This window comes from Ornithinimicrobium sp. (assembly GCF_030537745.1).
Taxonomy (GTDB): domain Bacteria; phylum Actinomycetota; class Actinomycetes; order Actinomycetales; family Dermatophilaceae; genus Ornithinicoccus.
Window position 1 is genome coordinate 18,676 of the sequence record NZ_JAUNVI010000019.1, and the last position, 14,073, is coordinate 32,748.

Sequence of the window (14,073 nt, forward strand, 5' to 3'; positions counted from 1 at the left end):
GCACCCGCTTCACCTTCGAGGTTTGACGTGCCTCCGGACGCGACGTCAGGCTCGGACGTGGGGCCCCCTCGTCGTCAGGCCAGCAACTGGAGCGCGACAAATATCGCCCCTGTGCAGCGCCTGCTCGATGCCGGGCTGATGCGTCCCGCGGGGATCGCAGCCTACGAGGCGCGCACCCGGGAGCGGACCGCGGTCTACTCCTACGAGGGTGAAGAGATCGCACTGGCCCCGAGCAGCTCACGCTCGTCGAGGACAACCGCGCTGCCTGGGCCTTCTGGCAGGCGGCGACAGTGCGTCAGGCCTTCTCATCCCTCCTCAGCGCTACGGCCCCGCGCCGGCGTGGCTGCAGCGTGCCGCGGGCGCGGCAGCAGACGCCAGCGGCTAGGCCTCGACGCTGCTGAGCATGTCGTGCAGGACGATCGACTGCTCGCGTCCGGGACCGACGCCGATGACGGAGATCCGCGTCTTCATCAGCTCCTCGAGACGTCGCACGTAGAGCTGGGCATGCAGCGGTAGTTCGTCGAAGGTGCGACAGCCGGTGATGTCCTCGCTCCAGCCCGCCAGCTCCTCATAGACCGGCTTCGCGTGATGGAAGTCGGACTGGTTAACGGGCATCTCCTCGAAGCGCTCCCCCTGCACCTCGTAGGCGACGCAGACCGGGATCGTCTCCAGGCCGGTGAGCACGTCGAGCTTGGTCAGGACCATGTCGGTGATCCCGTTGATCCGCTGCGCGTAGCGACCGATCACGACATCGGCCCAGCCGCAGCGTCGCGGCCGACCGGTCGTCGTCCCGAACTCCGCCCCGGAGGTCCGCAAGAAGTCGCCGCTCTGGTCGTTCAACTCCGTCGGGAACGGGCCCTCGCCCACGCGGGTCGTGTAGGCCTTGAAGATGCCGATGACGCGGTCCACGCGAGTCGGTGGGACCCCCGAGCCGGTGCACGCTCCGCCGGACGTGGCGTTGGAGGAGGTCACGAACGGGTAGGTGCCGTGGTCGACGTCCAATAGCGTCGCCTGGCCCGCCTCGAAGAGCACGGTCTGCCCCTCGTCGAGGGCGGCGCACAGCTCCAGCGCGGTGTCGCCGACCATTGGGCGGATCCGCTCCGCGTGTCGGAGCAGCTCGTCCATGACTTCGTCGACCCCCACCGCGCGACGGTTGAAGATCTTGACGAGCGTCTGGTTCTTGACCTCCAGGGCGCCCTCGATCTTCTGCTGCAGGATCGAGGTGTCATAGAGGTCCTGGACGCGGATGCCGATGCGGTTCATCTTGTCGGCGTAGGTCGGGCCGATGCCGCGGCCCGTCGTGCCGATGCGGCGCTTGCCCAGGAATCGCTCGGTGACGCGGTCGAGGGTGCGGTTATAGGGAGGTATGACGTGCGCGTTGGCGCTGATCCGCAACTTGCTCGTGTCGACCCCCCGCGCCTCTAGGCCATCGAGCTCCTCGATGAGGACGCCGAGGTCGATCACCACCCCGTTGGCGATGACCGGCGTCACCCCTGGTGAAAGGATGCCGCTGGGCAACAGGTGCAAGGCGTACTTCTCCTCGCCGATGACGACCGTGTGACCAGCGTTGTTGCCGCCGTTGAACTTGACCACGTAGTCGACGCCACTGCCAAGCAGATCGGTGGCCTTACCTTTGCCTTCGTCGCCCCACTGGGCACCCACCAAGACGATCGCTGGCATGCCCTAGCCTTTCCATACTCTGTCGGGAAGTAACCGCCCTACCTTATCGGCTCGTCCCGATCAGCCCGCGGCCGCTGACGGCCCTGCCGAGCTGGAAGCGCGTCTCGACTCCGTGCTGGACCATCAGCGCCGCCACCCTGCGCCGGACGGTGCGCAGGCTCAGCCCGAGCTGGCGTGCGATGGCCTCGTCCTTGAATCCCATAGTCAGCATCTCGACGAGCTTGGCGTCCTGAGTTGAGGCGTCCCTGCTCAGCATCGGCTCGGCTCGCCGCCACAGCTCATCGAACAGGGCGGCAAAGACGCTGAGCACGGCAGGCGAGCGCAGCAGGACGAAGTCACCGTCCTGCCCCCCACCCTCATCGAGCAGGACCGCGGTGCCGCACCAGATCGCGAACTCGACCGTGATCGCTTCGTCGGTCAGGAACCTTTGCTGCTCTCCCGCCTTCGCACGATCCTGGGCAAACGCGTGCCAGTGCGCATCGTCCAGCATGCTCAGCGGGAAGATGGTCCGAATCGCGCGGCCGGACGTGGCCACCTCCTGGAACTGGCGGCGGACCGATTCGTCATGTCCAGGACCGACGTCGAAGCGGCCCACCACCTGCAGCACGTCACCACCGGAGGTCCGAAAGAGCCGGTCGACGACGGCAGACGCCCGGCTCGGGATGACCTGTTCCCAGATCCGTTGCCTCGGCCCCGAGAACTGCTGGCCGCGGCGGTAGTCAACCTCGAAGCTCTCCAGCGACCCGCGCAACACCATCAGTTCCCGGCGTCGGCGGTCGAGGTCGGACTCCTCCTCGTCGAGCAGTCGGCCAACGGTCGCCCGAGGATCCTCGGCATGCAGGGTGCCGTCGGCCGCTCGGCTGACCAGCTGGAGGCGTTCGAGGTCACGAAGAATCGGCACCGCCTGGCGCAGTTCCCAACCCAACGCTGCCGCATGATCGGCGAGCGGCGCAGGGAGCGAGCGCAGCAGGTGACGGTAGAGCTGCTCCTGCTCGGCACCGAGCCGCGCCGGTCGTGGTTGAGGGTTCACCTATGGCAGGTTACGGCCACTGGCATTGTTAGGCCAACCCGAGGGCAACGTCGGTGGTTTTATAGGAGGCGGCCGGACGCGACGTCAGGGGACGCAATCGTCGGGCCACCGGGGGCGCGGCTGGTGCCGGGGCTGTGGGGCCTCGGCGCCGCCCGCGGTAACAAGCAGCAGGTGCTACGGCAACACTCACAGCCCGAGTTCGCGAGCCGCCTCGATCGAGGATGCCCGCAAAAACTCCGTACACCGGGTCGCTTCCTCGGTCTCCCCGATCCTGCCGGCGGCCTTGGCCAGTGCAGCCAGCGCCCGGAGGAAGCCACGGTTGGGCTCGTGCTCCCACGGCACCGGTCCCTGGCCGCGCCAGCCTTCGCTCCGCAGCGTGTCGAGGCCTCGGTGGTAGCCGGTGCGGGCGTAGGCGTAGGCCGTCACGTCATCGCCTTCGTGCAGCGCGTCCTCCGCGAGCATTGCCCAGGCCAGGCTGGAGGCAGGGTAGGACGCGGCCACATGCCGCGGGTCCTGCTCCTCGAGCCGCTCAGCGGCCGGGTCGAGCGGCAGCTCCGTAGGCGGAATACCGAGAAGGTCAGCGCCCAGGCTCACTGGCTGGTGCCTGCCGAGCGCAAGTTCGTGCACGCTTCGATCACACGCTCGGTCATATTGTTCTCGGCGACCTTGCCCCACGTCCGCGGGTCATACAGCTTCTTGATACCGACCTCACCGTCGACCTTGAGCACGCCGTCGTAGTTCTTCAGCATGAAGTCGGCGACGGGGCGAGTGAAGGCGTACTGCGTGTCGGTGTCGATGTTCATCTTCACCACGCCGTAGTCGACCGCGTCAGAGATCTCCTGCGCACTCGATCCGGAGCCGCCGTGGAAGACGAGGTCGAAGGGACGCTCATCCTCCCCGAGCCCGAGCTCCTTGGCGGCGACGGTCTGCGCGTCCTGCAGGATCTCCGGTCGGAGCTTGACGTTGCCGGGCTTGTAGACGCCGTGCACATTGCCGAAGGTGAGGGCCGCAAGGTAGCGGCCCTTCTCCCCGTGGCCGAGCGCCCGGATCGTCGCGACGGCGTCCTCCTCGTTCGTGTAGAGGTGCTCGTTGATCTCGTGGGCGACGCCATCCTCCTCACCCCCGACGACCCCAATCTCAACCTCCAGGATGATGCGCGCCTGCGCCGACAGCTCCAGCAGCTCCTGGGCGATCTGCAGGTTCTCTTCCAGCGGCACCGCAGAGCCGTCCCACATGTGGGACTGGAAGTACGGGAGACCACCCTGCTTGACCCGTTCGATCGAGGCGGCCAGCAGCGGACGGACGAGTCCGTCGAGCTTGTCCTTAGGGCAGTGGTCGGTGTGCAGCGCGATGTTGACGGAGTACTTCTTCGCGACCTCGTGCGCGAACGCGCTAAACGCGAGCGCCCCGGTCACCATGTCCTTGACCCCCTGGCCCGAGAAGTACTCGGCGCCTCCGGTCGAGACCTGGATGATGCCGTCGGAGCCCGCGTCGGCGAATCCCTTGATCGCGGCGTTGAGTGACTGGCTGGAGGTGACATTGATGGCCGGGTAGGCGAAGTTGCCTGCCTTCGCCCGGTCGATCATGTCGGCGTAAACCTCTGGGGTGGCAATGGGCATGACGTCCTCCTCGGAACGTGAGCGGACAGGCTGGGTCCCACTCTTCCATAGCGCCGGTATGGCGTGTTGCCGGGTCAGCCGGCCGGGACGCCATATCCCTCGGGGAGTTCGAGTCGGTGCCTGGCGAGCAGCTCGGCGTCGCGCAGGAGAGTCGGGGTCGGTCCGTCGGCGGCGATCATCCCGCTGTCCAAGATGACGGACCGTTCGCACAGCTGGAGGGCATAAGGCAAGTCATGGGTGACCATGATCATCGTCACCGGCAAGGCGGTCAGCACCTCTGCCAGTTCCCTGCGTGCTGCCGGGTCGAGGTTGGAGGAAGGCTCGTCCAAGACGAGGAGGTCGGGACGCATGGCCAGCACTGTCGCGAGCGCGACTCGTCGCTTCTGGCCGTAGGACAGGTGGTGGGGGGGACGGTCGATCACCTCGAGCATGCCGACGGAGTCCAGCGCCTCCTCGACCCGCCGCTGGAGTTCCGGCCCACGCACGCCAAGGTTGGCCGGGCCGAAGGCGACATCTTCGCGCACGGAGGGCATGAATAGTTGGTCGTCAGGGTCCTGGAAGACCAGCCCGACCCGCCGCCGCAGCTCGCGCAGCGCGTCCTTGCCGGGTCGGTCGCCGGCGGCCAGGGTGACGCCGGCCACGGTGACCGAACCAGCACCGGGGAGATGGATGCCGTTGAGGTGGAGCATGAGCGTGGTTTTGCCAGCCCCGTTGGGCCCCAGCACCGCGACCCGCTCACCCTGCGTGATCGCCAGCGTGACGCCATAGAGCGCCTGCTGCCCGTCGGGGTAGGCGTACGCGAGGCCGCGCACGTCCAGGATGTTGGGAGGGCTCTCCGGCCCGTCGGCTGCGCGCTCACGCATCAGGCAACCGCCCGGTATAGCCGCGCGACAGCATGGCGTGATGGACGCGTTCGCCGCGCTCGTAGGAGCGGATGAACAGGCCTCCGGTCGCAGCGGCGAGCGCGGGCCCGTCCCGGAGCGCGCGCGACTGGAAGCCGCGTGCCTTACGCGCGATGGACATCCGTTGCCACTGTCCGCCGACCACCTCCAGATAGCGCAGCATGAAGGAAAGAATCTGCACGAGCGGATCGGGGACCCGTAGCCGTTGGAGGCCAGAGACGACCTCACGTCCCTCCGTGGTCGCGGCGAGCAGGATGGCCGCCACGACTCCCAGGGTCCCCTTGCACAGCAGCATCGCCGCCCCCTCGAGGCCCGCACGCGAGAGCACCAGGCCGAGCACCTCAACACTTTCACCGAGCGCAACGAAGGGCAGGATCAGCGCAAAGACGACGAAGGGCGCCTCGATGAGCATCCGTGGCAGCACGTGCCGCAGGGGGACCCGCGTGGTCACCCAGACGCCGAGCAGCACGGCGGCATGCACGGCATACGGCCAGAACACTCCGCGTGGCGTAGCCACGACGATCACCATGAAGGCGAGGAGCGCGAGGATCTTCAGATGAGCGGCCGCTCGGTGCACGGGCGAGTGCCCATGAAAGTGCAGCAGGTGCCCGTGCGGAGCGCCCACCTCAGTGCTTGTGCCGCAGGAGGCGGAAGAGAAGGTAGGCGATGGCGCCAGTCACCAGCACCCCGATCGCTCCCGCAAGGCTGCCGGAAAGAGGCCCGTCCACCCCACGCACGTTGTAGTCGGCCAGCGGCGAGTCAGCGGTCGCGGAGTCGCGGGCGGCGTCGATGAACCCCAGGCTCCCGGCGACGTGCTCGAGCCCGTCGGGATGGGAAGACGCGAAGATCGACAGGCCCACCGCGATGGCCAGCGACAGCAACAGGCCCAGGCCCACCAGAGTGCGGGTGCGCACCCGCCACTCGGGTTCACCGGTGGGCGTCATGACGTGACCTCGGTGCGGATCTGCAGTTGCTGGGTCGCACGTTCTCCGGCGAGCGCGCGGACGAGGTCCGGTCGGACTTTAGTGACGGAGGCGACGATGAAGGCGGTGATCAACCCTTCGCCGACACCGATGAGGGCGTGCCAGCCGACCATCGCCAGGGCCAGGGCCTTGGGGTCCAGCGGCACGACGCCTCCGGCGAGGTAGAGCACGACGAAGGTCAGCGCCGCGGCCACGACAGATCCGAAGCCCGAGATGAAGACCAGGGTCATCATTCCGCCGCGGCCTGGCAGCACCCGCCGGAACGCTGGTCGCAGCAACCGCCACAAGCCCCAGGCGACCCAGGGGGCGACGAGCCCCAGCAGCACGACGTTGGTGCCTAGCGCGGTGATGCCACCGTCGGAGAAAAGGAGCGCCTGGACCGTGAGCACCACCGTGAGGCACAGGGTCGCCGTCCAGGGACCGACCAGGAGCGCGGCGAGAGCGCCGCCGATCAAGTGGCCGCTCGTGCCGACCCCGACCGGGAAGTTGATCATCTGCCCAGCGAAGATGAAGACTGCGGTCAAACCCGCCAGCGGAGCCATCGCGTCGTCGAGCTCGCGTCGGGCTCCCCTCAGCGCCAACCCCACGCCCGCGACCGCAACACCTGCCGTCGCGACGGAGGTAGGCAGGTCGAGAAACCCATCAGGCACGTGCATGCGCGCCACCCTAGTCTTTGACGGCGGCGTGCTGGAGGGCCCAGTGGTACATCACGATCGCTGCCGCAGCGCCCGCATTGATCGACCGCGTCGAGCCGTACTGAGTGATGGCCAGGGTGGCGTCGCACGCCGCTACCGCCTCGGCGCTGCACCCCGGCCCTTCCTGACCGAAGACGAGGATGCAGTCACGAGGCAGGGCATACCCCTCTATCGGCTGCGAGCCGGGGATGTTGTCGACGCCGATGAGTGGGAGACCTCGCTCGGCTGCCCACGCCACGAGGTCGGCCACCTCGGGATGGTGGTGCTCGTGCTGATAGCGGTCGGTGACCATCGCCCCACGCCGGTTCCATCGCCGACGGCCCACGATATGAAAGGCCGCCGCGTTAAAGGCGTTGGCGGTGCGGATGACCGATCCGATGTTGAAGTCGTGGCCCCAGTTCTCCACGGCGACATGAAAGCCGTGGCGGCTGGTGTCCAGGTCGGCGACGATGGCCTCGTGCTGCCAGTAGCGGTAGCGGTCGACGACGTTACGGGCGTCCCCTTCGCGCAGCAGGTCGGCATCGAGGTGCCCGGGCAACGACCCGTCCGTGTCGACCGGCCACTCCCCGACCCACGGGCCGACCCCGACCTCGCGCGTCACCGGGAGTTGCGCGCTCGCAGGCTGCGCACCCTGGCGACGACAAACCAGATCACCGCGCCGGCGACGACCACGATGACGATCTTCTGGAGGATGCCGGCGTAGCCCTCAACGAGATACCAGTTCTCACCGAGCTGGTAGCCGGCGACCACAAAGATGGTGTTCCAGATGAGGCTGCCGGCCAGGGTCAGGAGGGTGAAGATCGCGATCGACATTCGCTCGATCCCGGCCGGTATGGAGATGAGGCTGCGAAAGATCGGGATCATCCGACCGAAAAAGATCGCCTTCTTGCCATGCCGCCCGAACCACGCCTCGGTGCGGTCCAGGTCGGTCAGGCTCACGAGCGGCAGCTTGCCCCAGACCGCACGGAAACGCTCGGCGCCGAAAACGGCGCCCAGGGTGTAGAGCACGAGGGCGCCGACCACCGAGCCCGCCGTGGTCCACGCGATCGCGCCCGGAAGGGAGAAGGTGCCCTGACTCGCGGTGAAGCCAGCCAGCGGCAGGATCACCTCGCTCGGCAGGGGCGGGAACAGGTTCTCCAGCGCGATGACGAGTCCGGCTCCGGGACCCCCCAACCGCTCCATGAGGTCGACGGCCCAACCGGCCACGCCGGTCAGCTCGGTCCCTGTGCTCACGTGATCTCCTCGTCAAAGTACGACTACCGATTGTCGCACCTGGCCGGAGCAGTGCCGTCATTCATAGCCGGACCGAGCGATTCGCACTACGGTGTGGTCAGCGCCGCACGCGAAGTGCGGAGGCCTCAAAGACGCGGCCACCCGGTCGTCACAAGGAGGAACACATGAACGACGCCACCAAGTGGATCATGATCGCCCTGCTGCTCCTGCTCATCGGCGCCGCGGTGTTCATGCTGCTGCGCTCCCCGGGCAAGGACGCGACAGATGACAGCGTGGACCAGGGACTCGACCGTGACCGGCTGCCCGACGCTGATCGGGCGCGAGAGGCCCGGGCCGACGAAGTCTTTGACCAGCACGCACCTGCCAGGGGCGACGAGGTCGACGACAGCCCCGTCGGCGACCCGGCTTCTCATGACGATGCCGCGACCGGCTCCGACAACGAGTGGATGTCCCGCGCTGCCCAGATCGGCGCCATGGGAGCGGCCGGCACTGCGGTCGCCGGAGTGGGCGACGCGGCCCTCCACGGCGACGAGGCCGAGCCAGTTCTTTACGACGACGAACTTCAGGCGGTCGACCCGGTCGAAGCTGACTCCTATGACGAAGCAGCCCCCGTCGAGACCGTCGAGACCGACTCCTACGTCGACTCAGAGCCCATTGTCGAGACGACTGAGGCTGACTCTTACGACCAAGGGGCTTCGGTCGAGACCTTCGAGACTGACTCCTACGGCCAGGCACCCCCCGTCGACACCACGGAGGCTGGCTTCTACGTCGACTCAGAGCCCATTGTCGAGACGACCGAGGCTGACTCCTACGGCCAAGGCGCTTCGGTCGAGACCCACGAGGCTGACTCCTACGCTGAGCCGGCCATGGCCACAGATCCGAGCACTGACGATCTGGACGGCGACTATGTGCGGCACGCCGCGTCCATCGGCGCAGTGGGTGCTGCGGGGACGACGGCATCTGTCGACTCGGAGGACGTCGCCAGCATCGACGACGGCCAGTCGGTGCAGGACTACGGCCAGCCTGATCAGGAAGCGCCCCCCGTCGAGTTCGCGACGGAGCAGTCCGACGCGAATGTCGGCGAGTCCTACGCCCCCGTCGAGGACATTGAGGTCGAGCCGTTGAGCGAGGCCGAGATCATGGACGGCGCGCGTTCGGAGCCGCTGGGTCTGGACGACCAGGAGCCGCTGACTGCCGATGAGGTCCTCGCGGGCGGGGACAGCGCCGACGACTCCACCACCTACCGCGCAGACGCCGGTGAGGCAGTCAGGGTCGAGGAAGAGCCCACGGACTATGGCTACGACGACTCCGCACCGAGCCCAAGCACCGGCTACGACGACTCCGCACCGAGCGCGAGCGAGGTCGACACCGTCGCCGCCGATGACGGCGCCGACGGCGCGGGAGCGGTCTACGACGGCGATGGCGTAGGCCTGGTCGACGGCGCCGCAGAGGCACCCACCACGGACGCTGGCCAGGGCTTCGGCGCCCCGGTCTTCACCGAGGCGGTCTACGGTGCCGGTTCGGCGGAGCCAGCGGAAGACGGATCTGGTCCGGCTGGCTGGGAGGTCAAGGGCAACGCCGGCTCGATGTTGTTCCACACCGCCGAGTCGCCCAGCTATCGCGACGTCCGGGCAGAGGTCTGGTTCGAGTCCGAGGAAGCCGCCCGCAACGCTGGCTTCGCCCACTGGGACCGCCGCCGCCGCTGATCCGGCCCACGATTCGCACGTCAGCACGAGCGCTGGCGAAGGCCCCGTCGACCGACACGTCGACGGGGCCTTCGTGGGTCCACAGCGCATCCCAGAGGCACCGCGCTTCACGTTCGCACCACCCGGTGCGCGACGCGTGTGACGCAACGAAACGCTTGTGTTTAGCGCACTTTCTGCACCTTTCCCAAATGACATAGGTGTGATATTCAGGCTGACCTGCGCAAATGCGATCACGATGTGACCAACATCACGTAGTTACATGCTTGTGCTTCCCAGTGTTTACACGCTCACGCAGGTCAGAGGGGGTTGCGCGAACGTCCGTTTGAGGATTCACTGCTCGTGCTGGCCCTGTCCCGGGGCGCGCTCCCTGTCCCGCCCTTCACGCGGCTCGTTCCCTGGCCGCGGTCGACGAAAGCCCTGGTGTATGTCGATCCGTTCGCGCCGTTTATCCCGCACGCTGATTGCCGTCACGGCCGCCGCCGGCACCGTGCTGACGCTTGCTCCCGCCGCCCAGGCTGCCCCGTCTCCGCAGCTCCCACGCAGCCCGCTGGGCCTGAAGCCGGTGCCCAACTCACCGCTGCCTTCCCTCCCCGCACCGGCAATGCCTCAGGTGCTGCCGGCTGCCCCCCTGCCGACCGTGGAGAGCTCGACCGTGACGCGGTGGGTGAGCGTTTCCGTCGCCAACGTCCGCTCGGGACCCTCCACGTCATACCAGGTCGTCGCCACCAAGACTTCCGGGACCAAGGTCAGCGGAGTGGTCTCCTCCAACGGGTGGCTCAAGATGGCCAGCGGCCAGTACATGGCGCCCTCCGTGCTGACCTCGACCAACCCGGGCACGTCGACCAGCCCAAGCACGACCGTTACCCAATACGTCACCGCTACCCTCGGCAACGTGCGTTCTGGCCCCGGCCTGAACTACGGCGTCGTCGACACACTGACCCTCGGCACGAAGGTCCAGGGCAGCTGGACCAACGGCTGGCTCGACATGGGCAACGGCCGCTTCATGGGCGGCAGCATCCTCTCCCCCGACAACCCCACCGGCAGCACCAGCGGTGACCAGAGCGCGACGACGGTCACCCGATGGGTCTCCGCACCAATCGCCAACGTCCGCTCCGGACCCTCCACGTCCTACAGCATCGTCGGCACCAAGACTGCCGGCACCAAGGTCACCGGGACCGTGACCTCCAACGGGTGGCTCAAGATGGCCGGCGGCCAGTACATGGGTGGCTCGGTGCTCACCACGACCGACCCCGGGGCCGCAAGCAACCCGGGCGGCGCGACCACCGTCACTCAATACGTCACCGCCACCATCGGCAACGTGCGCTCCGGACCCTCCACGTCCTACGGCGTGGTGGGCACGCTCACCCTCGGCACCCAGGTCCAGGGCACCTGGACCAACGGATGGCTCGACATGGGCAACGGCCGCTTCATGGGCGGCAGCATCCTGTCCTCCGACAACCCCACCGGCAGCACCGGTGGCGACCAGAGCGCGACGACCGTGACGCAGTGGGTCTCCGCACCGCTCGCGAACGTCCGCTCCGGACCCTCCACGTCCTACAGCGTCGTCGGCACCAAGACTGGCGGCACCAAGGTCACCGGCACCGTGACCTCCACCGGATGGCTGCAGCTCTCCAGCAAAGAGTTCATGTCTCCGGGAGTCCTGACGACCACAGCACCGGCCCCCGCACCGGCGCCGGAAGAGGCCACCCCGCTGCGGGCGGCTCTGCTCGCCACGGCCGCGCAGTATGTGGGCTTCCCGTATGTGCTCTACGGCACTCCGCCGAACGCCTTCGACTGCTCGTCCTACACCTGGTGGGTCTTCAAGCAGCACGGGATCACCATCCCCCGCACGGTCCGGGACCAAAAGACTTTCGTCACCCCGGTCACGGACCCCCAGCCCGGAGACCTCATCTTCTACGACGACTTCTACCATGTCGGGATCTACGCCGGTCCGGGTATGACGTACGAAGCGCTCAACCCGGGCGCGGGAGTTCGCTACGGGCAGCCGGTGAGCACCAACGTCTGGTACGGGCGGGTCCCCGGGCTGTGATCGACCCGGCGCGCTCCGGCGCGCCTCGGCCTCCAGCGCAGGGACGCCAGGGTCAGGTCGGTCAGCTCAGCCCGAGGTCGGCCAGCGCGTAGGCCGCGCGATACTCGACCCCCTGGGTGCGCACCGCCTGCTCGGCCCCGCTGTCCCGGTCGGCGATCACTGCGACGGCAACCACCTCAGCGCCCGCCTCCTGGCACGCGGCCAGTGCGGCGAGTGGAGAACCGCCCGTCGTCGAGGTGTCCTCTACGACCAGGACCCTGCGTCCGGCGATGTCGGGGCCCTCGATCCGACGCTGCAGACCATGTGCCTTCTCCGCCTTGCGCACCACGAAGGCGTCCAGTCGCTGGCCGCGACGGTGGGCAGCGTGCAGCATCGCGGTCGCGACAGGGTCCGCCCCCATCGTCAGACCACCGACCGCCTCCACCGATAGGTCGGCAACGAGATCCAGCATGACCTCGCCCACGAGCGGTGCGGCTTCGCCGTCGAGGGTGATCCGGCGCAGGTCGACGTAGTAGTCAGCCTCGCGGCCGGAGGACAAGGTGATCCGGCCGTGCACGATGGCCTTGTCCTTGATGAGGTCGAGCAGTCGGTCGCGCGCAGCAGTCATGGCGCTGAGCCTAATCGCTGCCCCATGAGCCGTTGCGGCCGATCCGGTCAGCGCTCCCCGCCGCGTGGTCGCCGGCGGATGGCCAAAGATCCGGCGATCCGGCGCGTGAGAGCTCTCGGCACGACCCGAAGGATGCCGACCAGGACCTTGTAGGTCGCCGAGGGCACTGAGACGACCCGGCCTGCACCGACGTCGTCGAGCGCCGCCCGCACCACGTCGGGCGCATTCAGCCAGAACACCTCAGGGAGCTTGGACATGTTCATCTCCGCGCGCTCGTGAAACTCGGTGTGCACAAATCCTGGGCAGAGCGCGGTGACGCGCACGCCAGCAGGAGCCAGCTCGTTGGCGAGCGCTTCAGAGAAGACCGTCACATAGGACTTGATGGCGGAGTAGTGCCCCATCACCGCGAACGAAGCGACCGAGGAGACGTTGAGGATGCCGCCGTGTCCTCGAGTCCGCATCGCTTGTGCTGCCGCGTGGCTCAGGACCATCACGGCTCGGACCATGAGGTCGACGGCAGCCTCCTCGTCGCACAGATCATTCTCGACGAACCCCCGGCGCGAGCCGAAGCCAGCGTTGTTGACGAGCAGGTCGACGGGTCGGTCCAGATCCGCGATCCGGTCCGCGACGCGCTGCAACGCTGATCGGTCCACCAGGTCCAGCGCCAGCACCTCGACGGAGACGGCATACCTGTCGCGGAGCTCGTCAGCAGCCACCTCGAGGCGGGTCTGGTCACGCGCCACCAGCACGAGAGCGTGACCCCGGGCGGCCAGTTGTTCGGCGAACTCCCGCCCCAGGCCGGATGAGGCGCCGGTCACCAGCGCGGTGCCGGTGTGGCCAGGCGCGGTAGCGGCGCCGCCGCGCCTGCGCGTCCTCATCCTCGGCCCCGCAACCAGGCGACGTCGGCGAGGTGATCGACCGCCGCCCCGGGGGTCTCCAGGATGACCGGGGCGCCGGAAGCGTGGATCGCGTCAGCAAGCTCGTCGGCCGGGATGTGGCCAGCGCCGAGGCTGGCGTGCCGGTCAGCGCCCGAGTCAGCGGCGTCGCGCGAGTCGTTGGCGTGGACGAGGTCGATGCGGCCGGTGATCGACCGGATCGACTCGACGGCCTCGCCCAGCTCGATCCCGCCCGCCCAGGCATGGCAGGTGTCAAGGCAGAAGCCGACGTGGTCCGCGCCCTCCGCCGTGCTGATCGCGTCCCAGACCATCGCGATGCGGTCCAGGTGGCGGAGCATCGCGTTGTCGCCGCCGGCGGTGTTCTCGAGCAGCAGCGGCACCACGATGTCGGCCGCCTCGATCGCCTTGCGCCAGTTGTCGGCACCCTTGGCCGGGTCGTCTTGTGCGTTGACATGTCCACCGTGCACGATCAGCCCCTTCGCGCCGATCTCGGCGGCGGCGTCCAGGTGCTGCTGGAGGAGCTTGCGCGACGGGATGCGGATCCGGTTGTTGAGGGTCGCGACGTTGACGATGTAGGGCGCGTGGACATAGAGGTCCACTCCAGCGGCCTCCGCGTCGGCGCGCAACGCCTTGGCCCCGCCGGAGTAGCGGATCTGTGGCCCTTTGTAGCTC

At 68.0% G+C, this 14,073-nt stretch carries 15 protein-coding genes; 2 read left to right on the forward strand and 13 right to left on the reverse strand.

All coding sequences use genetic code 11. The annotated features are described in order from the left end of the window. Nucleotides 1-381: 381 nt before the first annotated feature. The 10 genes from Q4P07_RS06020 to Q4P07_RS06065 form a co-directional block, all read right to left on the reverse strand. Nucleotides 382-1,680: an adenylosuccinate synthase gene (locus Q4P07_RS06020; RefSeq protein WP_303373999.1), complete on the reverse strand. Its 1,299-nt coding sequence runs from the start codon at nt 1,678-1,680 to the stop codon at nt 382-384. Between the two features lie 43 nt (nt 1,681-1,723). Continuing rightward, nucleotides 1,724-2,710 (reverse strand): hypothetical protein, encoded by a 987-nt coding sequence (locus tag Q4P07_RS06025; RefSeq protein ID WP_303374000.1) that lies wholly within the window; start codon nt 2,708-2,710, stop codon nt 1,724-1,726. A 186-nt stretch (nt 2,711-2,896) separates the two neighbouring features. After that, on the reverse strand, nt 2,897-3,298 hold the full coding sequence (locus Q4P07_RS06030; RefSeq protein WP_303374023.1) for a DUF3151 domain-containing protein: 402 nt from the start codon (nt 3,296-3,298) through the stop codon (nt 2,897-2,899). A gap of 2 nt (nt 3,299-3,300) precedes the next feature. Beyond that, entirely contained in the window at nt 3,301-4,329 is a 1,029-nt protein-coding gene (gene fbaA / locus Q4P07_RS06035) for a class II fructose-bisphosphate aldolase (RefSeq protein WP_303374001.1), read from the reverse strand. A gap of 74 nt (nt 4,330-4,403) precedes the next feature. After that, nucleotides 4,404-5,192 (reverse strand): energy-coupling factor ABC transporter ATP-binding protein, encoded by a 789-nt coding sequence (locus Q4P07_RS06040; RefSeq protein ID WP_303374002.1) that lies wholly within the window; start codon nt 5,190-5,192, stop codon nt 4,404-4,406. Then, nucleotides 5,185-5,856, reverse strand: a complete 672-nt coding sequence (gene cbiQ, locus Q4P07_RS06045; RefSeq protein ID WP_303374003.1) for a cobalt ECF transporter T component CbiQ — start codon at nt 5,854-5,856, stop codon at nt 5,185-5,187. The genes Q4P07_RS06040 and cbiQ overlap by 8 nt, the downstream gene beginning before the upstream one ends. A 1-nt stretch (nt 5,857) precedes the next feature. Beyond that, complete coding sequence (locus Q4P07_RS06050) at nt 5,858-6,175, reverse strand: PDGLE domain-containing protein (RefSeq protein WP_303374004.1); 318 nt, start codon at nt 6,173-6,175, stop codon at nt 5,858-5,860. Further along, complete coding sequence (locus Q4P07_RS06055; RefSeq protein ID WP_303374005.1) at nt 6,172-6,870, reverse strand: energy-coupling factor ABC transporter permease; 699 nt, start codon at nt 6,868-6,870, stop codon at nt 6,172-6,174. Before Q4P07_RS06055 ends, Q4P07_RS06050 begins: the two co-directional genes overlap by 4 nt. 10 nt (nt 6,871-6,880) lie before the next feature. Further along, nucleotides 6,881-7,510: an RNA methyltransferase gene (locus Q4P07_RS06060; protein ID WP_303374006.1), complete on the reverse strand. Its 630-nt coding sequence runs from the start codon at nt 7,508-7,510 to the stop codon at nt 6,881-6,883. Next, nucleotides 7,507-8,091, reverse strand: coding sequence for a DedA family protein (locus Q4P07_RS06065; protein ID WP_303374024.1), 585 nt, complete (start codon nt 8,089-8,091; stop codon nt 7,507-7,509). Before Q4P07_RS06065 ends, Q4P07_RS06060 begins: the two co-directional genes overlap by 4 nt. 215 nt (nt 8,092-8,306) lie before the next feature. Between Q4P07_RS06065 and Q4P07_RS06070 the strand changes: the two genes are divergently transcribed. After that, nucleotides 8,307-9,848 (forward strand): hypothetical protein, encoded by a 1,542-nt coding sequence (locus Q4P07_RS06070; RefSeq protein WP_303374007.1) that lies wholly within the window; start codon nt 8,307-8,309, stop codon nt 9,846-9,848. A gap of 424 nt (nt 9,849-10,272) precedes the next feature. After that, entirely contained in the window at nt 10,273-11,898 is a 1,626-nt protein-coding gene (locus tag Q4P07_RS06075) for an NlpC/P60 family protein (protein WP_303374008.1), read from the forward strand. A 61-nt stretch (nt 11,899-11,959) separates the two neighbouring features. Here Q4P07_RS06075 and pyrE read toward each other — a convergent pair whose 3' ends face one another. From pyrE to Q4P07_RS06090, 3 genes are all read right to left on the reverse strand, one after another. After that, entirely contained in the window at nt 11,960-12,505 is a 546-nt protein-coding gene (gene pyrE / locus Q4P07_RS06080) for an orotate phosphoribosyltransferase (RefSeq protein ID WP_303374009.1), read from the reverse strand. 47 nt (nt 12,506-12,552) lie between these two features. Next, nucleotides 12,553-13,383 carry an SDR family oxidoreductase gene (locus tag Q4P07_RS06085; RefSeq protein WP_303374010.1) on the reverse strand — a complete coding sequence of 277 codons (831 nt, stop codon included), beginning with the start codon at nt 13,381-13,383 and terminating at the stop codon, nt 12,553-12,555. Next, nucleotides 13,380-14,073: deoxyribonuclease IV (locus Q4P07_RS06090; RefSeq protein ID WP_303374011.1), on the reverse strand; the 694-nt coding region annotated here is incomplete at its 5' end. The genes Q4P07_RS06085 and Q4P07_RS06090, both read right to left, overlap by 4 nt.

Coding starts and splice junctions, on each gene's coding strand:
- Q4P07_RS06020 (WP_303373999.1), bottom strand. CDS start 1,680: ATGCCAGCGATCGTCTTGGTGGGTGCCCAGTGGGGCGACGAAGGCAAA.
- fbaA (WP_303374001.1), bottom strand. CDS start 4,329: ATGCCCATTGCCACCCCAGAGGTTTACGCCGACATGATCGACCGGGCG.
- Q4P07_RS06040 (WP_303374002.1), bottom strand. CDS start 5,192: ATGCGTGAGCGCGCAGCCGACGGGCCGGAGAGCCCTCCCAACATCCTG.
- Q4P07_RS06050 (WP_303374004.1), bottom strand. CDS start 6,175: ATGACGCCCACCGGTGAACCCGAGTGGCGGGTGCGCACCCGCACTCTG.
- Q4P07_RS06055 (WP_303374005.1), bottom strand. CDS start 6,870: ATGCACGTGCCTGATGGGTTTCTCGACCTGCCTACCTCCGTCGCGACG.
- Q4P07_RS06065 (WP_303374024.1), bottom strand. CDS start 8,091: ATGGAGCGGTTGGGGGGTCCCGGAGCCGGACTCGTCATCGCGCTGGAG.
- Q4P07_RS06070 (WP_303374007.1), top strand. CDS start 8,307: ATGAACGACGCCACCAAGTGGATCATGATCGCCCTGCTGCTCCTGCTC.
- Q4P07_RS06075 (WP_303374008.1), top strand. CDS start 10,273: ATGTCGATCCGTTCGCGCCGTTTATCCCGCACGCTGATTGCCGTCACG.
- pyrE (WP_303374009.1), bottom strand. CDS start 12,505: ATGACTGCTGCGCGCGACCGACTGCTCGACCTCATCAAGGACAAGGCC.
- Q4P07_RS06085 (WP_303374010.1), bottom strand. CDS start 13,383: ATGAGGACGCGCAGGCGCGGCGGCGCCGCTACCGCGCCTGGCCACACC.